The 21,608-nt window shown below is 55.4% G+C and carries 26 protein-coding genes; 10 read left to right on the top strand and 16 right to left on the bottom strand.

The annotated features are described in order from the left end of the window. Nucleotides 1-2: 2 nt before the first annotated feature. Nucleotides 3-356, top strand: a complete 354-nt coding sequence (locus Q1B13_RS14015; protein ID WP_299081172.1) for a YbaN family protein — start codon at nucleotides 3-5, stop codon at nucleotides 354-356. Here Q1B13_RS14015 and Q1B13_RS14010 read toward each other — a convergent pair. From Q1B13_RS14010 to Q1B13_RS13980, 7 genes are all read right to left on the bottom strand, one after another. After that, nucleotides 346-1,242, bottom strand: a complete 897-nt coding sequence (locus Q1B13_RS14010; RefSeq protein ID WP_299081175.1) for a ParB/RepB/Spo0J family partition protein — start codon at nucleotides 1,240-1,242, stop codon at nucleotides 346-348. The two genes, Q1B13_RS14015 and Q1B13_RS14010, sit on opposite strands and share 11 nt — an antisense overlap. Nucleotides 1,243-1,262: 20 nt before the next feature. Next, entirely contained in the window at nucleotides 1,263-2,066 is an 804-nt protein-coding gene (locus Q1B13_RS14005) for an AAA family ATPase (protein WP_298935878.1), read from the bottom strand. Further along, entirely contained in the window at nucleotides 2,059-2,679 is a 621-nt protein-coding gene (rsmG, locus tag Q1B13_RS14000) for a 16S rRNA (guanine(527)-N(7))-methyltransferase RsmG (protein WP_299081177.1), read from the bottom strand. The genes Q1B13_RS14005 and rsmG overlap by 8 nt, the downstream gene beginning before the upstream one ends. Beyond that, complete coding sequence (mnmG, locus tag Q1B13_RS13995) at nucleotides 2,676-4,538, bottom strand: tRNA uridine-5-carboxymethylaminomethyl(34) synthesis enzyme MnmG (protein ID WP_299081179.1); 1,863 nt, start codon at nucleotides 4,536-4,538, stop codon at nucleotides 2,676-2,678. Before mnmG ends, rsmG begins: the two co-directional genes overlap by 4 nt. Nucleotides 4,539-4,550: 12 nt before the next feature. Continuing rightward, complete coding sequence (gene mnmE, locus Q1B13_RS13990) at nucleotides 4,551-5,837, bottom strand: tRNA uridine-5-carboxymethylaminomethyl(34) synthesis GTPase MnmE (RefSeq protein WP_299081182.1); 1,287 nt, start codon at nucleotides 5,835-5,837, stop codon at nucleotides 4,551-4,553. Between the two features lie 30 nt (nucleotides 5,838-5,867). Next, a complete protein-coding gene (rho, locus tag Q1B13_RS13985) occupies nucleotides 5,868-7,139 on the bottom strand; it encodes a transcription termination factor Rho (RefSeq protein WP_298935873.1) in 1,272 nt (423 codons plus the stop codon). Nucleotides 7,140-7,264: 125 nt separating this feature from the next. Further along, nucleotides 7,265-7,714 carry a CopD family protein gene (locus Q1B13_RS13980; RefSeq protein WP_299081184.1) on the bottom strand — a complete coding sequence of 150 codons (450 nt, stop codon included), beginning with the start codon at nucleotides 7,712-7,714 and terminating at the stop codon, nucleotides 7,265-7,267. 403 nt (nucleotides 7,715-8,117) lie between these two features. Between Q1B13_RS13980 and Q1B13_RS13975 the strand changes: the two genes are divergently transcribed. Genes Q1B13_RS13975 through dnaQ form a run of 4 tightly spaced genes read left to right on the top strand, consistent with a single transcriptional unit; the run spans nucleotide 8,118 to nucleotide 10,852 of the window. Then, a complete protein-coding gene (locus Q1B13_RS13975) occupies nucleotides 8,118-8,717 on the top strand; it encodes a nucleoside triphosphate pyrophosphatase (RefSeq protein WP_299081186.1) in 600 nt (199 codons plus the stop codon). Then, nucleotides 8,714-9,547 carry a shikimate dehydrogenase gene (locus Q1B13_RS13970; RefSeq protein ID WP_299081189.1) on the top strand — a complete coding sequence of 278 codons (834 nt, stop codon included), beginning with the start codon at nucleotides 8,714-8,716 and terminating at the stop codon, nucleotides 9,545-9,547. The genes Q1B13_RS13975 and Q1B13_RS13970 overlap by 4 nt, the downstream gene beginning before the upstream one ends. Next, nucleotides 9,544-10,137, top strand: a complete 594-nt coding sequence (coaE, locus tag Q1B13_RS13965) for a dephospho-CoA kinase (protein WP_298935869.1) — start codon at nucleotides 9,544-9,546, stop codon at nucleotides 10,135-10,137. The genes Q1B13_RS13970 and coaE overlap by 4 nt, the downstream gene beginning before the upstream one ends. Beyond that, nucleotides 10,130-10,852 carry a DNA polymerase III subunit epsilon gene (dnaQ, locus tag Q1B13_RS13960; protein ID WP_298935868.1) on the top strand — a complete coding sequence of 241 codons (723 nt, stop codon included), beginning with the start codon at nucleotides 10,130-10,132 and terminating at the stop codon, nucleotides 10,850-10,852. The genes coaE and dnaQ overlap by 8 nt, the downstream gene beginning before the upstream one ends. 24 nt (nucleotides 10,853-10,876) lie before the next feature. Here the strand turns inward: dnaQ and secB are convergent, their stop codons facing one another. After that, nucleotides 10,877-11,377 carry a protein-export chaperone SecB gene (secB, locus tag Q1B13_RS13955; protein WP_299081193.1) on the bottom strand — a complete coding sequence of 167 codons (501 nt, stop codon included), beginning with the start codon at nucleotides 11,375-11,377 and terminating at the stop codon, nucleotides 10,877-10,879. 54 nt (nucleotides 11,378-11,431) lie between these two features. After that, nucleotides 11,432-11,932, bottom strand: a complete 501-nt coding sequence (locus tag Q1B13_RS13950; protein ID WP_299081196.1) for an FxsA family protein — start codon at nucleotides 11,930-11,932, stop codon at nucleotides 11,432-11,434. Nucleotides 11,933-12,040: 108 nt separating this feature from the next. On the opposite strand from Q1B13_RS13950, the gene Q1B13_RS13945 reads away from it, so the two are divergent. The 3 genes from Q1B13_RS13945 to Q1B13_RS13935 are packed head-to-tail and all read left to right on the top strand — an operon-like array spanning nucleotide 12,041 to nucleotide 14,327. Continuing rightward, on the top strand, nucleotides 12,041-12,703 hold the full coding sequence (locus Q1B13_RS13945; protein WP_120633028.1) for a Tim44/TimA family putative adaptor protein: 663 nt from the start codon (nucleotides 12,041-12,043) through the stop codon (nucleotides 12,701-12,703). Beyond that, nucleotides 12,700-13,740, top strand: a complete 1,041-nt coding sequence (locus Q1B13_RS13940; protein ID WP_299081199.1) for a murein transglycosylase A — start codon at nucleotides 12,700-12,702, stop codon at nucleotides 13,738-13,740. The genes Q1B13_RS13945 and Q1B13_RS13940 overlap by 4 nt, the downstream gene beginning before the upstream one ends. After that, the gene (locus Q1B13_RS13935) at nucleotides 13,740-14,327 is read left to right on the top strand and encodes a Smr/MutS family protein (protein ID WP_299081202.1); all 588 of its coding nucleotides are present in this window, start codon (nucleotides 13,740-13,742) and stop codon (nucleotides 14,325-14,327) included. Before Q1B13_RS13940 ends, Q1B13_RS13935 begins: the two co-directional genes overlap by 1 nt. Here Q1B13_RS13935 and Q1B13_RS13930 read toward each other — a convergent pair. The 3 genes from Q1B13_RS13930 to hslU form a co-directional block, all read right to left on the bottom strand. Then, nucleotides 14,324-15,544: an MFS transporter gene (locus tag Q1B13_RS13930; RefSeq protein ID WP_299081206.1), complete on the bottom strand. Its 1,221-nt coding sequence runs from the start codon at nucleotides 15,542-15,544 to the stop codon at nucleotides 14,324-14,326. The two genes, Q1B13_RS13935 and Q1B13_RS13930, sit on opposite strands and share 4 nt — an antisense overlap. Further along, nucleotides 15,541-16,638 (bottom strand): alpha/beta fold hydrolase, encoded by a 1,098-nt coding sequence (locus Q1B13_RS13925; protein WP_299081211.1) that lies wholly within the window; start codon nucleotides 16,636-16,638, stop codon nucleotides 15,541-15,543. Before Q1B13_RS13925 ends, Q1B13_RS13930 begins: the two co-directional genes overlap by 4 nt. Before the next feature lie 106 nt (nucleotides 16,639-16,744). After that, entirely contained in the window at nucleotides 16,745-18,052 is a 1,308-nt protein-coding gene (gene hslU, locus Q1B13_RS13920) for an ATP-dependent protease ATPase subunit HslU (RefSeq protein WP_299081214.1), read from the bottom strand. Between the two features lie 203 nt (nucleotides 18,053-18,255). On the opposite strand from hslU, the gene Q1B13_RS13915 reads away from it, so the two are divergent. Beyond that, the gene (locus Q1B13_RS13915; RefSeq protein ID WP_299081217.1) at nucleotides 18,256-19,497 is read left to right on the top strand and encodes an MFS transporter; all 1,242 of its coding nucleotides are present in this window, start codon (nucleotides 18,256-18,258) and stop codon (nucleotides 19,495-19,497) included. Here Q1B13_RS13915 and hslV read toward each other — a convergent pair. Further along, nucleotides 19,489-20,046, bottom strand: coding sequence for an ATP-dependent protease subunit HslV (gene hslV, locus Q1B13_RS13910; RefSeq protein WP_298935857.1), 558 nt, complete (start codon nucleotides 20,044-20,046; stop codon nucleotides 19,489-19,491). The two genes, Q1B13_RS13915 and hslV, sit on opposite strands and share 9 nt — an antisense overlap. A 197-nt stretch (nucleotides 20,047-20,243) precedes the next feature. On the opposite strand from hslV, the gene Q1B13_RS13905 reads away from it, so the two are divergent. Beyond that, nucleotides 20,244-20,438, top strand: coding sequence for a DUF1127 domain-containing protein (locus tag Q1B13_RS13905; protein ID WP_298935856.1), 195 nt, complete (start codon nucleotides 20,244-20,246; stop codon nucleotides 20,436-20,438). A gap of 60 nt (nucleotides 20,439-20,498) precedes the next feature. Here the strand turns inward: Q1B13_RS13905 and Q1B13_RS13900 are convergent, their stop codons facing one another. From Q1B13_RS13900 to trxA, 3 genes are all read right to left on the bottom strand, one after another. After that, entirely contained in the window at nucleotides 20,499-20,861 is a 363-nt protein-coding gene (locus Q1B13_RS13900) for a Lin0512 family protein (RefSeq protein WP_298935855.1), read from the bottom strand. Then, nucleotides 20,858-21,208: a Lin0512 family protein gene (locus Q1B13_RS13895; protein WP_299081220.1), complete on the bottom strand. Its 351-nt coding sequence runs from the start codon at nucleotides 21,206-21,208 to the stop codon at nucleotides 20,858-20,860. Before Q1B13_RS13895 ends, Q1B13_RS13900 begins: the two co-directional genes overlap by 4 nt. A 73-nt stretch (nucleotides 21,209-21,281) precedes the next feature. Next, on the bottom strand, nucleotides 21,282-21,602 hold the full coding sequence (gene trxA, locus Q1B13_RS13890) for a thioredoxin (RefSeq protein ID WP_298935853.1): 321 nt from the start codon (nucleotides 21,600-21,602) through the stop codon (nucleotides 21,282-21,284). Nucleotides 21,603-21,608 lie beyond the last annotated feature (6 nt).

Here is a 21,608-nt window from a genome sequence, read left to right as displayed (position 1 = left end):
GCATGCATTATCTTTGGGCCGCGCTGGGATTGCTGTGTGTCGCACTGGCCGTGATCGGAATCGTGCTACCACTGTTGCCAACGGTCCCTTTTCTTTTACTGGCCGCGTTCTTTTTCGCCCGCTCTTCGTCCAGGCTGCACAATTGGCTGCTCAGCCACCGGGTATTTGGCCCAATGATCCAGGATTGGCAAAACTCGGGCGCAATTCGACCCGGTGCAAAAAAAGCGGCAACTGTTTCCGTTGCCGCCGTGTTTGGACTGTCCGTCGTGATGTCGGCGCCAAATCACGTACTGATCATTCAGGCCATCGTCTTGTCGGGCGTTATGGTCTTTATCTGGACCCGCCCTAACGGCTGAGCTTGGCGCAAAGATCGTCAAGCTGGTCCAGGTTTTCATAGGTCAGCATCACCTGCCCCGTTTCCGTACCGGGCTTGTGATTGATTGTCACTTTCATCGCCAGGATGGCTGACAAATCCTTTTCCAAGGCGCGCGTATCCGCATCCTTCCCCGAATCCAGGTTTCTGGACCGAGGTGTTGGGCGATCTACTTCGCCTTGTTGCTGTTTTTTAACCAGGCTTTCCGTCGCACGCACCGACAAACCATCGCGAACGATGATCTTGGCCAGCTCTGACGGATTCTCTGCGGTGATCAAAGCCCTTGCGTGCCCGGCAGATAATTTCCCTTGGATCACAAGCGACTGCACATCCATTGGCAGCGAAAGCAGGCGCAGAAGGTTGGCGATATGGCTTCGGCTTTTTCCCAGCGCTTCGGCAAGCTTTTCTTGAGTGTGGCCAAAGCGGTCCATAAGCTGTTTGTAGCCTGCCGCCTCTTCCACTGCATTCAGATCTGCCCGCTGAATGTTTTCGATAATCGCGACTTCCAGAACCTCGGTGTCGTCAAATTCACGAACGATTACAGGGATTTCATGCAGTTGTGCCATTTGCGCAGCGCGCCAGCGACGTTCGCCCGCTACGATCTCGTACGCGCCGCCACCCACTGAACGGACGATCAAAGGCTGAATGATGCCTTTTTCCTTCACCGATGCTGCCAGTTCATCCAGCTGCTCGGGCATAAAGGTCCGGCGTGGTTGGTTTGGGTTGGCGCGCAGCTTTTCAATCGGAACATTCAGGTCAGGGCGCCGCGACGTCGTCGGCAAGCGCCCCTCGGAATCCTGCGTGACATCGGCCATTAGGGCAGACAACCCGCGCCCCAAGCCCCTTGGTTTTGTCTTTTTGGCGCTCACGTCGCCCTCCTCACTACCGCTCAGGCGGCGGCTTTATTGTTCTTGTGCATGACCTCGCGTGCCAGATGCCGATAAGCCATCGCTCCAAGCGAGCCCGAGTCATATTGCAAAACTGGCAGCGCATAAGACGGCGCTTCGCTGACCCGCACATTTCTGGGTATCTTGGTCTTAAAGACCATCTCTCCCAGATTGTCACGTGCATCCTTTTCGACCTGGCGGGACAAGTTGTTGCGGTTGTCATACATGGTCAACACAACACCTTCGATTCTCAGGTCCGGATTTGCGGTCTGCCGCACCTCTCGAATCGTGAGCATGAGTTGCGAAAGCCCTTCCAAAGCAAAGAATTCACTTTGCAGCGGAACCAGTATGGAATGGGCCGCGACCATTGCGTTCACGGTCAACAGGTTCAGCGATGGCGGGCAATCAATCAGGACAAAATCCAGCTCAAATGGATCGATTGCGGTTTGGCGCAATGCATCATGCAAAAGATAGCTGCGTTTTTCATTCGAAATGAGCTCAATATCAGCCGAGCTCAGATCCACAGTCGCCGGAACAACATATAAGCCGCCGATTTCCGTTTCCTGTACAACCGCCTCAAGCGGCGCGTCATCAAGGATCAGATCATAAGTGGTCCAATCCCGATCCTCTACACCCAAGCCGGTTGATGCGTTTCCCTGTGGATCAAGATCAACCACCAAAACCCTGCAGCCAGCTTCAGCCAAACCGGCTGCCAGATTGATCGCCGTCGTCGTTTTTCCAACCCCGCCCTTCTGATTGGCTACCGCAATAATACGAGGCCCTGAAGGACGAGACAGATCAACCACGTGATACTCCTTTGATCTTAAGGATAACGGCCTGGGGTTCAGTTAAACTTGTAATCGGCTCCGCGTCGAAATTCCATTCCTCGCGCGCTTCGCCTAGCTCTTTTTTCCAGTTTGCGCCTTTCGGCAACAAAGCTGTCCCATTCTTACTTAAATGCCTGTCACAAAAAGACAATAACGTGCGCAGATCTGCCAAAGCCCGGGCTGATATGATATCTGCGTCCAGCCCATCAACAGCCTCGATTCGCTTGGAAATGACTTTGCAATCAAGGCCACATTCCCGCGCAACACTGCGTAGAAACGCGGATTTTCTTTGATCGCTTTCTACAAGCGAAAAACGTGCTCGCGGCGATTCATCAGCTGCCATTATGGCGCAAACCATCCCCGGGAAACCGCCGCCACTGCCAAGATCCACCCAGCTTTTAAATTCATCAGCAGATCTGTAAACCTGAGCGGAATCACGGATGTGACGCTCCCAGATTTCCGACAGGCTGTTTCGAGAGACCAGATTGATCTTGGGATTCCATCGCTTTACCAAATCGACGTATGTTGTGAGCCGGGAAAATGTTTCACGTGAAACATTCAAATCCTTAAAAAGAGAACACTCGGGTGTCATGCGCGCCTGGCTTCTTTGCGAAGTTTGGCAAGAACCAGTGTTAGGGCAGCCGGCGTAACCCCCTCCACCCGACTGGCCTGCGCGATGTTCTCTGGCTTGGCCTGAGAAAGCTTCTGCTTCATCTCTGATGACAATCCATCCAGCGCGAAATAGTCAAATGCCCGCGGGATTACATAAGCTTCGTCGCGCTTCATTGCGTCGACATCCCTTTGTTGTCGGGCAATGTAGTTCGCATAAAGTGCATCACGCTCGACTTGCAGGCGGATTCCTGGTTCAACATCGTGAAGATCAGGAATCAAAGGCAGCAACCCATCAAAAGAAACATCCGGGAATGCCAGGATCGCCATACCGTCGCGACGATTCCCATCCTGATTGATATTAATACCTGCGGACCGCACCTCTTTTGGTGTGTAAGTTCGGTCGGTCAGTCTTGATTTTACTGCATCAAGTTGGTGCATTTTCTTTTCAAAATGAGATCGTCGGGTCGCGCCTACGCACCCCAGATTCAGGCCAAGTGGTGTTAGGCGTTGATCGGCATTGTCCGCGCGCAACGACAGGCGGAACTCGGCCCGAGAGGTGAACATGCGGTAGGGTTCAGCAACACCACGTGTCGTCAGGTCATCGATCATAACGCCAATATAACTGTCCGCCCGAGTGAAGTGAGCAGGTTCGCGGGCATGAACTTCCAGCGCAGCATTCAGGCCCGCTACCATACCTTGGGCCGCCGCCTCCTCATATCCTGTTGTTCCGTTGATTTGACCCGCAAGATATAGTCCCGGGATCTCCGGCAGCGACAAGGACGCGGTCAGCACGCGCGGGTCTACGTAATCGTACTCAATGGCATATCCTGGTTGCAGAATATCAGCTTTTTCAAGCCCTTTGATCGAGCGCACATAATCTAGCTGAACATCCTGTGGCAAAGAGGTCGAAATACCGTTTGGGTAAATCGTATGATCGTTGACGCCTTCGGGTTCGAGGAAGACCTGATGAGAGTCCTTGTCGGCAAACCGAACGATCTTGTCTTCGATCGAAGGACAATATCTTGGCCCTACGCCATCGATATGACCGCCATACATCGCAGATTTGGCCAGGTTCTTTTCGATGATTTCGTGTGTGCGTTCGTTCGTGTGTGTGATTCCGCAAGCGATTTGCGGCGCAATAACCGATGTGGAAAGGAACGAGAACAGTGTCGGTTCGTCGTCACCGTCCTGACGAGCCAGATCGGACCAGTCAATTGTTCGGCCGTCCAGACGCGGTGGAGTACCAGTTTTGAGCCGCCCCATGCGAAGTTTATAGCCGTCCAGACGCTCGGCTAGCTTGACAGAGGGGCGGTCCCCCATACGGCCACCTGGGCGAGAAATGTCGCCGATATGGATAACGCCGCGCAGAAAGGTGCCGGATGTCAGGATGACAGCACGTGCCGGAATCTCTGAGTCGTCGCCTAGCTTCACTCCTACAACGCGATCACCATCCATCAGAAAATCAACGACTTCGCCAGTGATCACCGAAAGATGTTCCTGGCTCTGCGTTTCCTGTTGCATCGCTGCCTTGTACAACGACCGGTCCGCTTGCGTGCGCGGTCCTTGAACGGCAGGTCCCTTCCGGCGATTCAACAAGCGAAACTGGATACCCGCACGATCCGCAACTCGGCCCATGACACCATCCAGTGCATCAATCTCTCGCACCAGGTGCCCTTTTCCCAGTCCTCCGATCGCCGGGTTACAGGACATAACACCGATATCTGCCGCCGACAGCGTTACCAGAGCTGTGGCCGCACCCATTCTCGCGGCCGCATGCGCAGCTTCGGTGCCCGCATGACCTGCACCAATCACAACCACATCGAAATTTGAATGTTTCACGTGAAACACTCCTCACTTACCGAGACAAAAGCTGGAGAAGATTTCATCCAACAGGGTTTCGACATCTATTCTTCCGACCAGAGATTCAAGGGCCCGGATCGCAGTTCGCAGCTCTTCCGCTGCGATATCATACAAGTCTGGGCCTGATTCCAGAACCGCCATTGCTGATCCAAGAGCATCGACAGCTTTAACAATCGCAACACGATGACGTTCGCGTGTGGCGATACCATGGCTAGTATATCTATGACCGAGTATATACGAAATCTGGGATATCAGCGTATCGATACCCTGCCCCGTCTTACCAGAGATGCCACCGTCTGACTCTGCTCGCAGGTCTGCTTTGGGCAAAACCTGGATGTCACCGTCTTGCATTGGAACACCCAGTTCCTTTGGTGATTCCGTCAAGAACACCCGAAGGTCTGCCGCCTCGGCGCGCTTTCTGGCCAGCTCGATTCCCAGGTTTTCTACATAGTCCTGGGTGTCCCGCAATCCTGCCGTGTCCAACAAAGTCACCGGCAATCCCGCCAGATCCATTCGGACTTCGATGACATCCCGGGTCGTTCCCGCGTATTCAGATGTAATCGCCGCTTCACGCCCGGCCAATGCATTCAACAATGTGGATTTTCCTGCATTCGGCAGACCAACAATGGCAACTTCAAACCCGGTTCGGATCCGTTCGGCTATCTTAACACCGGCCGCCTCGCGTTTCAGATCGGTCATGACACCCGATACAAGATCATGTACTTCGGGTGTCACATCTGTTGGAACCTCCTCATCAGCAAAGTCGATGACCGCTTCCAACAGAGAGGCTGCACATATCAAATCGCGTCGCCATCGTTCCGCCAGCCCGCCCAGCTTACCGGCAAGAATGGTCTGGGCCTGCTTCCGCTGCGCCTCAGTTTCGGCGTCAATCAGATCCGCAAGTCCTTCGACCTGCGTCAGATCCATCTTACCGTTTTCCAAGGCCCGACGTGTGAACTCACCGGGGTTTGCCAAGCGCAGGCCATCCGCCTCGGACAGACACCGCAGCACAGCGTTTACTGAAGCCGTACTTCCGTGGATCTGCAGTTCGGCCACATCTTCGCCGCTAAAGCTTGCGGGTGCCTGGAAGGTCAGAACCAGCCCATCATCTAAACGTGACCCAGACGGGTCACGAAGCGTACACAGCTTCATACCTCTGGCAGACAACTTTCCGCCAGTAAGAGTGGCTGCAGCATGATGCGCGTGCGGGCCAGACAATCGAATGACGGCCACTCCGGCTTTGCCTTGCGCGCTGGCCAAGGCGAAGATCGTATCCATTCGAAGGCCTCGCGTCGGTTAAGACCTGTGTCAGGTATTCATCGAATCGAAGAACTCACCGTTCGTCTTGGTCTGTTTCAACTTGGACAACAGGAACTCAATCGCGTCGGTGGTGCCCATCGGGTTGAGGATGCGGCGCAGAACAAAGGTCTTGGCCAGATCGCCCTTATCGACCAGCAGGTCCTCTTTCCGGGTACCGGATTTGAGGATGTCGATCGCAGGGAACACGCGCTTGTCTGCGATCTTGCGATCAAGCACGATTTCCGAGTTACCGGTGCCTTTGAATTCTTCAAAGATCACTTCGTCCATTCGGCTACCAGTGTCGATCAGAGCGGTGGCGATGATGGTCAGCGAACCACCCTCTTCGATATTCCGTGCCGCACCAAAGAAACGCTTGGGTCGTTGCAGGGCGTTTGCATCCACACCACCAGTCAGAACTTTACCCGAAGATGGGACTACTGTGTTAAAAGCTCTACCAAGTCTTGTGATTGAATCGAGAAGAATAACAACATCTCGTTTATGTTCGACCAAACGCTTGGCTTTTTCGATCACCATCTCAGACACGGCCACGTGGCGCGTCGCCGGTTCGTCGAAGGTAGAAGAAACAACCTCACCCTTCACCGAACGCTGCATGTCGGTCACCTCTTCCGGGCGTTCGTCGATCAGCAGAACGATCAGGTAGCACTCCGGATGGTTCTGTTCGATCGAATGCGCGATATTTTGCAGGATGACCGTTTTACCGGTCCGTGGAGGTGCCACGATCAGCGACCGCTGGCCTTTCCCAATGGGTGAGACCAAGTCAATCACGCGGGCCGATTTGTCCTTGATGGTCGGGTCTTCGATCTCCATCTTCAGACGCTCATCCGGATAGAGCGGTGTCAGGTTGTCAAAAGCGACTTTGTGCTTGGCTTTCTCGGGCTCTTCAAAATTGATCTTGGTAACTTTGGTTAGCGCGAAATAGCGCTCACTCTCATCAGGGGCTTTGATATCACCCTCGACCGTGTCACCGGTGCGCAGCGAGTGCAGGCGGATCATGTCCGGCGAGACATAGATATCATCCGGGCCGGGCAGATAGTTCGCCTCGGGCGACCGCAGAAAGCCGAACCCATCCTGCAGAACCTCAAGCACACCGTCGCCGCCCACGACCCAGCCCTCATCCGCGCGTTCGCGCAGGATCTGGAACATCATCTCGCCTTTTCGCATGGTCGAGGCGTTTTCGATTTCCAGCTCTTCGGCCATGGCCAGAAGGTCTTTGGGGCTTTTGGCTTTCAGATCAGCCAGATTCAGGGATTCAGTAGTCATTATGATACGGACCTCGGCCGCAGGGATCGCGGCGCCAGAATGGAATTTCAACTTGGAAGATACGCCGCCCGGACGGGCGTGTTGCGCCTTTCATAAGCGCCAAAGCGGTCGGAGTCAAACAGGCCTCAGAATTTCAATATCACGGCCAGAACGATCACTACCATCAAGACGGTCGGAACCTCGTTCATCATGCGGTATTGGCGCCCTGTGAGCGTGTTACGCCCCTCTAAGAAGTCTTTACGCCGTGCCATCAGCCAATGATGAAACCACGTCATGCCGATCACAGCTGCGCCTTTGACCCAGGGCCAGCTGTAGTCCCAGCCGACGATGCCAGGAGTAAAGACCATGATCAATCCGCACACCCAGGCCACGATACTTGCGGGTCCCATAATCACGCGCAGCAGCTTGTGCTCCATTTCGAAGAAAATCTCTTGCGCCCCATCGACAGACTGCGCTTTTTCGACGTGATAGACGAACAATCTGGGAAGATAGAACAGACCAGCCATCCACGAGATGACGGCCATGATATGAAGCGACTTCACCCATGGGTACAGCGTGAAAAGAAGATCGGTCATTTTGGTTCTCGGCTTTGTTCGGGACCTACCTAATAAAAATATAAGAAAAGAAAAAGGATGATGGTTTTGTAGGGAGGCCGGAATCAGTGGATTACTTTTTTACACCTATGTTTTCCCCAGGTGGACAGAATCTTTTTCGTCACAAGTGATTCTGTTAATACGAAATTTAACACAATTAAAACAATCGCTTATAACGAAAACACCATCACTCTAGCGGGGATAACTCTCTGGGTAATTCCGGAAACTTGAGTTGTTCCTTTTGTCACAGTTATTCTTGTCCCTGCTGGACTTTTTTAGGGCGACTCGGGGAAGTCTGACGCGAGACTCCCAGGGTTGCGTGTCAACCGGAAAACCATAAAAAGCACCCCAGAACTCTCAATGATTTGCGCACGGGGTTGTCCACATGTCTGTCCCCATCATCCTGGCATCAGGGTCTTCAATCCGAACGCAGCTGCTGGAAAACGCAGGGGTGCCTCATACCGTTCAGATCGCGCGCGTAGATGAGGATACCATGAAACGCGCGCTGTTGGCAGAGGATGCCCCGCCCCGCGATGTTGCGGACGCGCTGGCAGAAATGAAGGCGCGCAGGATCAGTGACAAGAACCCGGGGCTAATGGTTCTTGGGTGCGATCAGGTTCTGGATTTTGAGGGCCGATTGTTGTCTAAGCCCGATACGCGAGAAGAGGCGTTGGCGCAGCTTAAGATGATGCGGGGCAAACGGCACATGCTGCTATCAGCTGCGGTGATCTATCAGGATGGTGAACCGATCTGGCGGCATGTTGGCCAGGTACGTCTTCGCATGCGCGCCAGTTCCGATGCATATCTGAACGATTATGTCGCGCGGAATTGGGACAGCATCCGCCATGCTGTCGGGGCTTACAAGCTGGAAGAAGAAGGCGTTCGCCTGTTCGCCACCATTGACGGGGACTATTTTAACGTCTTGGGTATGCCTTTACTGGAGCTGCTAAATTTTCTGGCTCTCAAAGGGGTGATTGATCAATGACGGACACTCGGGTTCCGCTGGCTGGTGTGATTGGGCATCCCATTGGGCACTCGCGTTCACCCAAGCTGCATGGTCATTGGCTGAAAACCTATGGTTTGCCGGGGCATTATGTTCCAATGGACGTGATTCCGGTAGATCTGGAGACCGTTTTGCGAACATTGCCAAAGGCGGGCTTTGTCGGCGCAAACGTTACGGTGCCACATAAAGAGGCTGCGTTGCGGCTGGCCGATCACGCGTCGGACAGGGCGACGGTCATCGGCGCTGCGAACACACTGGTGTTTCGTGACGACGGATCAATTCATGCCGACAACACGGATGGATATGGATTCATGGAAAACCTGCGCAGCGGTGCCCCCGACTGGAGCGCCTCGGATGGCCCGGCCGTTGTGTTTGGCGCCGGAGGCGCGGCGCGTGCTGTCTTGCAGGCCCTTGCGGATGCCGGAGTTCCGGAAATACTGCTGACCAATCGAACCCGGGCCCGAGCGGATCATCTGAAAGAGGAGTTCGGCCAGCGCATTAGAGTGGTCGATTGGGTTCAGGCGGGTAACGTGATTGAAAACGCAGAGCTGGTGGTCAACACAACATCTTTGGGCATGCAGGGCCAGCCGGAATTGCGGGTGCCGTTGGATGGGTTGCAGCCCGGTGCTGTGGTCACCGATTTGGTCTACACCCCTTTGAAAACGCGTCTTTTGCAAACAGCTGACGATGCTGGATGCACCACGGTCGACGGATTGGGAATGCTGTTGCACCAAGCCGTACCTGGATTCGAGCGCTGGTTTGGAATTCGCCCTGACGTAGACGCAGACACCCGCACTGCTGCTTTGGCATGAGCTTCGCCTTGGGTCTGACTGGGTCCATTGGAATGGGCAAAAGCACCACAGCACAAATGTTTGTCGACGAAGGATGTGCGCTTTGGGATGCGGATGATGCCGTTCACCGGCTGTATTCAAAAGGTGGCGCAGCGGTTGAGCCCATGAGAACTGCCTTTCCGTCTGCGGTCGCGGATGGTGCCGTGAACCGGGACGCGCTAAAGCAGATTATTTCAGGTGATCCGACAGCCTTGAAAACCATTGAGACGATTGTGCATCCACTGGTTGCTGCAGATCGGGCCGCATTTCGCGACAGCACGACCGCAGATATTTTGGTGTTTGACATCCCACTGTTGTTTGAAACTGGGGGTGACGCGGCAATGGACGCCGTGGCTTGCGTATCGATCCCAGCCGAGGAGCAGACGCGCCGTGTGATGGAGCGTGGAACGATGACCGAGGCACAGTTTGAACAGATCCGCGCCAAACAGATGCCAAATGACGAAAAATCTGCGCGGTCGGATTATGTGATTGTCACCGACACGCTGGACCATGCCCGCGCACAGGTGCAGGATGTGGTCAGGCAGATACGGGCGGGATTGGCAGATGCGTGAGATTGTACTCGATACCGAAACCACGGGATTTGACCCCGAAAGCGGTGATCGGATTGTAGAGATCGGCGCGGTTGAGCTGTGGAACCACGTGGCCACCGGCGAAACTTATCATGTCTATATCAACCCGGAACGATCCATGCCCGAAGAGGCGTTTGGCGTTCACGGCATTGGACCCGACCTTCTGGAGCCACCGCGCCCGATTGAAAAAGGTCAGGTGACCCTGAAAGACAAGCCGGTCTTCGCCAAAGTGGGTCAGGGATTCCGCGATTTTGTTGGCGACGCGAAACTGGTGATCCACAATGCGTCGTTCGATATGAAGTTCCTGAACGCCGAACTTGGCTGGATGGGCCTGCCGCCGCTGCCGATGGATCAGGCGCTCGACACGCTGGCGATTGCGCGCAAGCGCTTTCCGGGCTCGCCCGCGTCGCTGGATGCTCTGTGCCGGCGGTTCAACATCGATAACTCGAACCGGGTATTGCATGGCGCTTTGCTCGACTCTGAAATTCTGGCCGAGGTGTATCTGGAGCTGATCGGCGGGCGGCAACCCGATTTTGGCCTGTCTGCATCGGGTTCGACAGCCGCAGGTGGCGGTGATGACTGGCGACCATCCCCGCGCGCAACGGCACTGCCATCCCGAATTACCGAAGATGAGCAAGCAGCGCATGAGACTTTTGTTGAGAAGCTGGGCGAAAACGCCCTTTGGACCCGCGCCTGATCCGGTCAGGCGCGGATGAAAACCTTAAGCGTCAGCGCTTTGCGCCTGCTGCGCCTGGCGGCGCCCCAGCTCATTGCGATACAGGCTGACAAAGTCGATATTGTCCAGATTGACCGGCGGATAGCCACCGTCACGGGTAATATCGCTGACGATGCGGCGCAGGAATGGGAACAACATCCGCGGGCATTCGATCATCAGGAACGGATGCAGTTGATCCTCTGGCACACCTTCGATGTGGAACAGACCGCAGTAGTCAAGCTCGCAAAGGAACAGCACGTCTTCCAGACCTTTGGCCTTAGATTTCAGGTTCAGCTTGATCGACACTTCGTATTGATTATCGGTCGGGCGCTTCTTGGCATCAAGGTTCACCTGAACGGCGATTTCGGGCTGAACATCGCCGGACACGCCTTTTTGAGCCATCACGTTCTCAAACGACATATCCCGGATGAACTGCCCCAAAACACGCATCTGAACCTGCGGGGCGGATGGTGCCGCAGTGTTTTCTGCAGCGTTTTCTTCGGCCATGGATCTACTCCAAATGTAAAAATCGCCACTGCTTAGCAAGTTGGGCGCGACACCTCAATGCTCGGGCGGGCCTTCTACCCATTTGGACGGCTTTGAAGGGTTTTTTCTGGGCCGAACCTCGGTGAATTCTCCGTCAATCACGTCACCCTGACCAAACGGGGCTTTGGTGTTTTGAAAGCCAGGGCCTGGACCCATCTGAAACTGAGTGACTTTGACTTTGGATTTCAGATAGCGAAAAACCGCCATCCTGAAGCTCGGGATCAACAGGGCAAACCCAACTGCGTCTGTGAAAAAGCCCGGCGTCAGTAGCAATGCCCCCGACAGCAGGATCATGGCGCCGTGGGCAAGCGGCTCGGTCGGATCATCAAGTTCGGCAAATGAACGCTGCAATTGTCCCAGTGCCATGCGACCTTGTGTCCGAACCAGAACGGTGCCCAAAACCGCTGTCAGGACTACAATCGCAAGCGTAGGCCAAAGACCGATCAACCCGCCAACTTGAATGAACAGAGCGATTTCGATGATAGGCACCAACAAAAATGCCAAGAACAGGTACATTTGCGCTATCCTTTCTCATAGCTGGGGCTGTGGACTTGCCACCAACTGTCACCTACATAGTGGCATGAGGCCGTGTACACAAAGTCTCGGCGCTGAAAAGAGAATGAAATGAGCAACCACCCCATGATCCAGCTTTTGGTGCTACTTGGCATTGCTGTTTTCCTGATCCTCCGCCTGAGAAGCGTTTTGGGCACGCGCGAAGGTTTCGAAAAACCACCGTTGCAACAGCAGCCCAATGCAAGCAAATCCCGTGGCGATTTCGAAGTCATTGAAGGTGGTCCCGATCATGACATTACGGATCATGTGCCCGAAGACAGTGATCAGGCCCAGACTTTGGCTGCGATGAAGCGCGTCGAGCCCAGTTTTTCCGTCACAGAATTCGTGCAGGGCGCGCGCGGCGCTTATGAGATGATCGTGATGGGCTTCGAGAAGGGAAATCTTGACGAGATTCAGCCGTTCCTGTCGGAAGAGGTGTTCGACACCTTCGTATCGGTTGTTTCCGCGCGCGAAGATCAGGGTCTGACAATCGAAGCTGAATTTGTTGGTGTGCGCGAAACCACACTGTCGGATGCAAAATTCGACAAGGACACCAATCAGGCGGAAATCACCATGCGCTTTGTGGGCGAACTGACATCGGTCGTGCGTGATCGCGGTGGTGATATCATCGAAGGCAACCCCAATACGATCAAACGCCAAAAGGACAGCTGGACCTTTGCCCGAGTAATGGGCAAGGACGATCCAAACTGGCTGCTTGTCGCCACGGACGCATGATTGCAACGCTCCGGTCGCTACTATTGGTGGGTGTCATGACCTCTGCCAGCGCCGCCGGAGCAGAGGCGACGCGCTCTATCCTGTCATTCGAAGATCTTGATGGCTGGGCTGCCGACGATCACGGGGCAGCCCTTTCAGTTTTTTTGAACACATGTGGTGATCTGGCTGGGCCGGATTGGCGGGCGCTTTGTGGTGCGGCCCGGTCGTATGAAGCCGATGCCGCCCGTTCATTTTTCGAATTATTTTTCCGGCCTGTTCTGGTTGAGGACGGGAATGACGCACTGTTTACCGGATATTTCGAACCAGAACTTGATGGGTCCAGATCGCGTTCGGATCGGTTCAAATACCCGATCTACAAGATGCCGCCCGAGGCCCGCGAAGCCGGGCAATGGCTCAGCCGCCGTGACATTCTGACTGGCGATGCGATGCAGGGCCGCGGGTTAGAGATTGCGTGGGTCGATGACCCGGTCGAACTGTTTTTTCTTCAAATTCAGGGCTCGGGCCGTGTGCGCTTGCCAGATGGCGGCGCTTTGCGCGTCGGATATGGCGGCGCAAATGGACACCCCTATCGCTCAATCGGGGTCGAGCTGGTTCGGCGTGGTATCTTAGGCGGGCATGAGGTCAGCGCCCAGATGATCCGCGCATGGGTACGCAAGAACCCCGAGGCCGGCGCAGAGCTGCTATTTCACAACCCGTCCTATGTGTTTTTCCGCGAAGTCACAGGGGTGGCGCCGGAATTCGGGCCGTTGGGGGCGATGAACCGATCCGTGACCACGATGCGCAGCATTGCCGCCGACCCGGCTTTTACGCCACTTGGCGCACCGGTCTGGGTGGAAAAGGATGGCAAAGACCCGATCCGCCGGTTGATGATCGCCCAGGATACAGGATCGGCCATCAAGGGCGCCCAGCGGGCCGATATCTTTTTCGGTACTGGAGATGAAGCGGGTCAGGCCGCTGGACAATTGAAAGATCCGGGTCGAATGGTGGTTTTGTTGCCGATACAACGCGCTTACGCCTTGTTGCCGGATGAATTCTGATGACCCGGCGCAAACTGACGGCTGAAGAGGTCGAGCTTTGGCGGAAGGTCGCGCAAAAGGCGGAACGTTTGCACCCTAAAATCCCTCAGGCTGTTCATCCAACACCCCTACCCAAGCCAAAGCCAAAGAAAAGTCCGAAACCCCGGATTGACGCATTTGAGCTGGGGCAAAACCACCGCGCAAAACCATCCGGGAACAGCCTCAAGCCTTCAGTAACCGAAACGCTCAGAGCGGCTCCGGTTCAGATGGATGTCAAGGCGTTCAATCGGATGAAACGCGGCAAGCTGAAGCCTGAAGGCAAGCTTGACCTACATGGTATGCGGGTTGATACGGCCCATCCGGCGCTAATCCGCTTCATTTTGAATGCGCAGGCACAGGGCAAGCGCTTGGTTCTGGTGGTGACCGGGAAGGGAAAAGACAGGGATGAGCCCGGGCCGATTCCAACGCCGCGTGGCGTCTTGCGCAATCAGGTGCCGAAATGGCTGTCTCTGCACCCATTGGCGCAGGCGGTGATGCAGGTTTCGCCTGCCCATATCAGCCATGGCGGCGACGGCGCTTACTACGTCTATTTGCGGCGCACTCGTTAGAGTGTACGTGCGGCACGGGTCACCCCGATCCACACTAACAGGCACACCAGCAGAAAGAATGCCCCGATCCACAGGAACTGGGTGTCGAGCGAAACGCCATAATCAATCAGAATACCGGTCAGGCCCGGCCCGATGGCTGACCCAAGTACCATGACCGCCGTGACCAGCGCCTTTATCGACCCAATATGCCGCGTACCGTAGAACTCGGCCCAAAAGGCGCTGGGTAAAGTGTTGTTTGCCCCGACGGTCAGGCCCAGAAACACCAACCCGACCATGGCGCCGCTGATCGTAGTCGACATCGCCAGAGTGACAAAGCCCATGGCAAAGGGCAGCTGATAAAACGGCATCATGCGTGCAGTACCCCATTTGTCTAAAGCCCATCCTGCGGCGAACATCGAAAGCAGTGATACGGCGGTGAAGATGGGGAACAGGGCGACCAGTTGGATATGTTGCCAGCCTTTGACTTCGGCCAGATAGACTTGGTGGAAAAAGAACGCGGTGGTGAAGGCGGATGGCGCCAGCACAGATGGCGCAATGAACCAGAACAGCGGATGGGACAAAGCCTCACGCCGGGTCCAGTGACGGCCCTGCATGCCGGTGGACGAGTATTTGTCAGCCAGACTTTGCGGTGTTCTTTCCTGTCGCAGTAAATGCATCAATACAGGGATACCCAGAAGGGTGATGCCGGCAGCAAACATCCACAGCCAGCGCCAATCCAGAAAAACCATTGCAGCCACAAAGGCCAGCGGCAGCAGCGCTTCACCAATCGCAAATCCGATCGCCGCAATCGAAAGGGCTTTGCCGCGCGTGGCTGTGAACCAGCGTGCCATTGCGACCAGGGCCAGATGTGTGCTCATCCCCTGGCCAAAAAGACGCAACAAGAAGATAACAACAGGCAGCAGAACCACCCAGGAATTCAGCGCCATGGCAACGGTTGCCAATACCAGACCGGCCAAAATAATCGGTCCCAGGACACGTACACGAAAGACATCGGTCAACCCGCCGGCCCAGATCATCACGATGGCCGAAACGGTTGTGCCCAACGTATATAGCCCACCCCACGCGCCATGGCTTAGCCCAAACTCTGACCGGATTTCACCCGCGAAGATCGAGATAAAGAACGTCTGACCAAAGCTGGACAGAAAGGTCAGCAAAACCCCTGCGCCAAGCCAGGTTGCATTTTGGCGCAGGTATTGGCGCAGGTGAAACTGTGTCACGGAGAGGTGACCTGTGCCGCTCCCGTCTCGGTCAATACGATTTCTGTGGCGCCGTCAGTATTGATTTCGGTCGCTGGAACCAGGGCTTTCACCCCCGGTCGGTCGCGTCCGAAGGTGTTGTTGACGCGCCGAACAGAGCTGAGGATGGACAAAAGCGCAGGCGACGTCGCTGCAACGAAATGCGATGACCCAGCATCGCTGTTGAACGCGGTCGTGTCGATCACGCTGATCGGGTAGTCTTCCAGTTGCTCAATCGAGTCTATGTTGCCCAACCTTTTGCTGTCAGCAGTGCCGCGCAGCCGGGCCGAGATATTCAGGACCTTGTCCTTTTTTGACACCATCACAACAAACGGATCCGGAGGGTTTTTGATGCTGTCCATCTGCGTTCGAAACAGATCTACGTCCAGATCCGGCGAAATCAGAATGACGCCTTCAATGTTACGTTTGGACCAGCCAGGTTTCCGCAGCTCTGCTTGACGCATCATTTCCATTGTCAGGGCGCCGCCCATGGAATGCGCCAGAACGTTCACATGGGTCACCCCCATCGCTTTTAGCTCGCGGATCGTGCGCTCTAACCCGTCCCGCGCAAACAACATGCTGTCCAGATCATAAGCATAGCCAATTCCGCGCGCCTGACTTGGCCAGGAATAAATCAGGATCGACCCGGGAATTCCGATGTCATGCGCCAGCTGAGCAGCCCGAAACGCGGTTTCGGTCTGAGTTGCATTGTACCCGTGAACAAAAATGGTGACTTCTTTCACACCTGTCAGCCGTTTCCGGAGATCTTGCGGGCCGGAAAACTCGTTAACATCGGCCAAGACAAATTGTTTGTCTGGATTCGGGTCGGCGTAAGAGAATTTCAGGGTCCCCGGGGTATGAGACGGCGGAATTGACACTGTCATCTCCAGATACCGCAGCTGCTCTGCCCTGCGATACCCGTATGACCCATCCGGTTCGCGCGCGCGCGACGTCACGGCAAAGACCGTTTCGGGTGTTCCAACCCGTAGCGCGCTTGGGACGGTTTCGGAAATCGAGCGATCCACACAAGCAGTCAAGGTAACAGCAGTCAGGAGAATAATAAAATAGCGCAGCACAATAAGACCTCGGAGTGTCGTTGCGCTACGCTATTCATTTCCTGCACCGCGTCCAGTGACAACAGGTGAACGCTTGCGATAAAGCAGCGAATTCTGGCTGGTTTGGTTACAGAACGTAACGACTCAGGTCAGCGGATTTGGTCAGTTCACCCAGATTGTCACTAACAAACTGCGCATCGACGGTGATTTCCGCCCCTGCTTTGTCGGGTGCAGCAAAGGACAGGTCTTCGAAAACACGCTCCATCACCGTGTACAGTCGACGTGCGCCGATGTTTTCAACGCTTTGGTTTACGTCGGCCGCAATGCGTGCCAGCGCGGCGATGCCATCCTTGGTGAAATCAACGGTGACCTTTTCGGTGCCCATCAGGGCCGTATATTGACGGGTCAGGGCATTGTCGGTCTCCGTCAGGATACGCACGAAATCCTCTTCAGTCAGCGCCCGAAGCTCGACCCGGATAGGCAAACGGCCCTGAAGTTCTGGCAACAGGTCCGACGGCTTGGCGATGTGAAACGCGCCCGACGCAATAAACAGTATATGGTCAGTTTTCACCGCGCCGTGTTTGGTGGATACAGTCGTGCCCTCGATCAGGGGCAACAGATCTCGCTGCACACCTTCGCGGCTGACATCGCCACCGCGGGCGTCGGCACGCGCGCAGACCTTGTCGATCTCGTCCAGGAATACGATGCCGTTTTGCTCCACGGACTCCAATGCGGTTCGGTTGACGGTTTCGTCGTCCAGTAGCTTGTCCGCTTCTTCCCCGATCAGAAGATCATAGCTTTCCGCGACGGTCATCCGGCGTTTGACAGTACGTCCGCCAAAGGCTTTGCCGAAGATATCGCCCAGGTTCATCATGCCCATCTGGCTGCCGGGTTGGCCTGGAATGTCGAGCATCGGCATCGGGTTCGAACTGTCGGCAAGCTCAAGCTCAATGACCGTATCATCCAGTTCGCCTGCTTTAAGCTTCTTGCGAAACATTTCGCGCGTGCCGTCGCGGGCGTCGGTTCCGGCAATGGCCTCGATCACGCGATCTTCGGCGGCTTCATAGGCTTTTGCTTTCACATCTTCGCGCATGAATTCGCGGGTTTGCAGAATGGCAGCGTCGGCCAGATCACGGACAATCTGTTCCACGTCGCGACCGACGTAGCCGACCTCGGTGAATTTGGTTGCCTCGACCTTGATGAAAGGCGCGCGTGCCAGCTTGGCCAGACGTCGGCTGATTTCGGTTTTACCCACGCCGGTGGGCCCGATCATCAGGATGTTCTTTGGATAGACCTCATCACGAATATCATCGGCCAACTGCTTGCGCCGCCAGCGATTGCGCAACGCCACCGCCACTGCGCGTTTCGCGTCTTTCTGACCGATGATAAAACGGTCCAGTTCCGAGACAATCTCGCGCGGGGTTAGGTCGGTCAAGGGGCAGTCCTTTCGGTCGGCATTGGTGACATTTGGCATAGGTAATCACGGCGACCATGAAAACAACCAAGCCAATTTCGCTGGCAGCGTTGGTTAGCAACGGCGTCTTTGGTTTGCAATTGCTTTCCACCAACAGCGCCATAGGTCAAACGATCAGCGTCTGCTAAAGTGATTTCAATGGTTTGAGTGGTCAGGATTGCGAAATGACAAAGATTGCCAAAATCACGTTGCTGTTTGTCGTGTTTGTCGACCTGATCGGGCAGGGCTTGGTTTTCCCGATTATCAACTCACTAATCATGGAGACAAAATCAGGATTCCTTCCGGAAAGTACGCCATCTGGCCGTAGGCACCTGTATTATGGCCTGGTGATCGGTTGCTTCTTTCTGTCCTGGTTTCTGGGCGTTGTTTATGTCTCGAAAGTCTCGGACTCGATCGGTCGCAAAAATGCGCTTCTGGTCTGTCTGGCAGGCGCATTGGCGGGCTACGCGCTGACCATTGTGGCCTTGTACCTAAACAGTCTGCTGCTTTTGATCGTGGGTCGGTCCATCACCGGGTTCACCGCCGGAAACCAACCTATTGCGCAGGCGGCCATGATTGATGGCAGCACTGATGCGGCGGATCGCGACCGCAATATGGGTTACATCATCACCGGCGTCAGCTTTGGTCTGGTCGGAGGGCCAATCATCGGTGCAGTGCTGTCAGATACCGCCCTGCTGGGCAGCGTAGCAACATTGAAAACGCCGTTTTTTGGCGCGTTTGTTCTGGTTCTCATCGCGATCTTCCTGGTGACGTTTTTCTTCAAGGACACCCGGACTGAACGCGCCGCGTTTGTGTTCCGTCCACGCGACATCACAGACAGCCTGATTGCGGTGCGCGAACATCCGATGGTCCTGAAAATTCTGCCTGTCTATGCGCTGTTCATGATCGCGAATGTCACCTTTTATGTCTTTGTCGACAATTTCCTCACTAGTGCTTTTGGCTATGGGGTGATCGGCGGCAGCATGGCGATGGTGGTTATTGGCGTTGCGCTGGCCTTTTCCAGCACCTTCCTTGTCAAACCCGCGCAAGAGAGGTTCAGCAAACACGCGATCATCTACACGTCGCTTGTGGTCATGGTGGTTAGCGGATTCGCCTTTGCTTTTAGCCCCAGCGGCGTGCTCAGCTACATCCCCGTGTTCTTCTTCTACTTCTTTTTCGGCGTTTCATACCCAACCCTTCTGGGCCTGTTTTCCTCGGCTGTCAGTGAAACGGATCAGGGTTGGGTTATGGGGGTCACAACGGCAGTGTTCTGCCTTGCTGGCGGGGTGATGTCCCTGATCGGCGGAGGCTTGATGAGCATCGACATCCGTGTGCCCTATTACATCGTGATTGTTGCGGCGATCCTCGGGCTGATCGGCATGCACCGCCGCTGGAAGGGCAAAGAAATCTCAGCTTTGTTAGCCTGAGATCGCCTCGACCGTCAGATTGCCATTGGTGTAAACGCAGATATCAGCCGCGATAGCCATGGACTGACGGGCGACGTCTTCGGCCGATTTGTCGCTTTCCATCATGGCGCGGGCGGCGGCAAGGGCAAAGTTTCCGCCTGATCCGATGGCGGCCACGTTATGTTCGGGTTCCAACACGTCCCCTGCCCCGGTGATCACAAACAAGTCTTTACCGTCGGTGACAATCAACATCGCCTCAAGCTTTTGCAGGTATTTGTCGGTGCGCCAGTCCTTCGCCAGCTCGACCGAGGCGCGGGCCAGTTGGCCAGGCGTTGCCTCAAGCTTGGTTTCCAAACGCTCCAACAACGTGAAAGCGTCTGCTGTGGATCCGGCAAACCCGGCGACAATTTCAAACCCACCGGGTGACAGACGACGCACTTTGCGCGCAGTGCCCTTGATCACGGTCTGGCCAAGGCTGACCTGCCCGTCACCGGCGATGACGACCTGACCGCCCTTTTTGACGCCAATGATCGTTGTGCCGTGCCATCCGGGAAAGTCGCTGTCTGCCATGTAAGCCTCCACTATCGTCGGCACCCTATATGGGCCGGGTAGGTCCATGGCGCAACCCGTTCATAAACCGCACAAAAGATATGCACAGGACGCAATCCGGGGTTACCGGACCAGCAATTGTGAGTCTGCACCCTTGAGACTACATGAGCCTTACAACCGACAAGGGGTCGGCTGTTTCAAATACAAGGACTGCGCAAATGGCAACGACCGCAAATATTCATGCGCCGCTCGGAGCAGCTTTCATCCTGCACGTAGTGGACGCCTTCATCAAAGCTTTCGACGGTGCCGTCGAATGGAATGAAGCCCGCAAGACACGCAAGATTCTGGTGAATCTGACTGACGCTCAGCTGGAAGATATCGGGCTGGTGCGCGCGGATATCGCAAACTTCTGATCCCAACCCGGATCTAGGAAGCGGAACGGCCGCCCGGATATCCGAGCGGCTTTTTCTTTGTCATCTCTGCACATATTTGCCGGCTTGATCCGGCAAAAATGCCTCGATCGCGGCCGTTGCGATAACATGGCGTGTGCCCGCTTCATCGTCGGTGACGTCCAGCCCGCCTTTGACTGCGCGAACTTTGGCGCGACCCCGTGGCAGATCGGCGGCAACCAGATCGCAATCCACGGCGTCGGGCTGCTGCACACCGATCGTCACGGATACACGCATTTCCGAATGGTCGATGCCAAGCTTGGAAAACAGTGTGATTGAAGAATGGTGCAACGCATCCTGCACGGCGCGTTGCGCGGCCTTGGTGTAATCCTGACCATACAGGTCGTTTCCCGTGCCCATTTCCAGAATGATACGTTTTTCACTCATTGCGCGGGCTCCATGTTAAACGAGACAATCAGGGCAGCGTTGGCTATGACCGTGCGGCCATCGCCATGCGGCTTGTTGATGTCCAAACCGCCTTTGGTCACGGAAATGTTGGGCTGGCCGTACGGGAAGACAGCTTTTAGCGCCTCCACATCAACCTGATCCGGTTGCTGCACCCCGATCTCGACATCGATGATCATCGCTTCCTTCGGAAACCCGAACAGCTCGGCCATATTGACCGAGTTGTGCCACAGCGCGTCTTTGATGGCACGCAACGCTGCGTCGGTGTAGTCCGTGCGTCGCAGCGACGTGCCCATTCCGAACTCCACAAGAACCCGCGTTTTTGCCATCAGCTGTTCCCTTCGCTCAACAAAAAAGGCGCCCCGATCTGAGGCGCCTTTTGATGATACTGTTACTACCAGATCAGATGGATTCGTCGATCCAGCTTTGCAGCGCGGCTTTGGGGGCGGCGCCGGCGCGGTTGGATACCACCTCACCGTCTTTGAAAATGAACAAGGCGGGGATGCCGCGCACGCCCATAGCGGCGGCGGCATTTGGGTTGCTGTCCACATCGACCTTGGCGATTTTCACCTTGCCGTTGTACTCAGAGGCCAGTTCTTCCAGGGCGGGACCGATTTGCTTACAGGGTCCGCACCATTCGGCCCAGAAATCTACAACAACTGGGACGTCCGAGTTCTTGACTTCGGCGTCAAATGTTTCGTCGGTGACGGCTACGGTCGACATACTCTG

Origin of the sequence: uncultured Ruegeria sp. (assembly GCF_947489545.1) — a bacterium.
Lineage (GTDB): Bacteria > Pseudomonadota > Alphaproteobacteria > Rhodobacterales > Rhodobacteraceae > Ruegeria.
The sequence above is the reverse complement of the archived record's forward strand: the minus strand, read 5'-3'. Positions and strand labels throughout refer to the sequence as shown.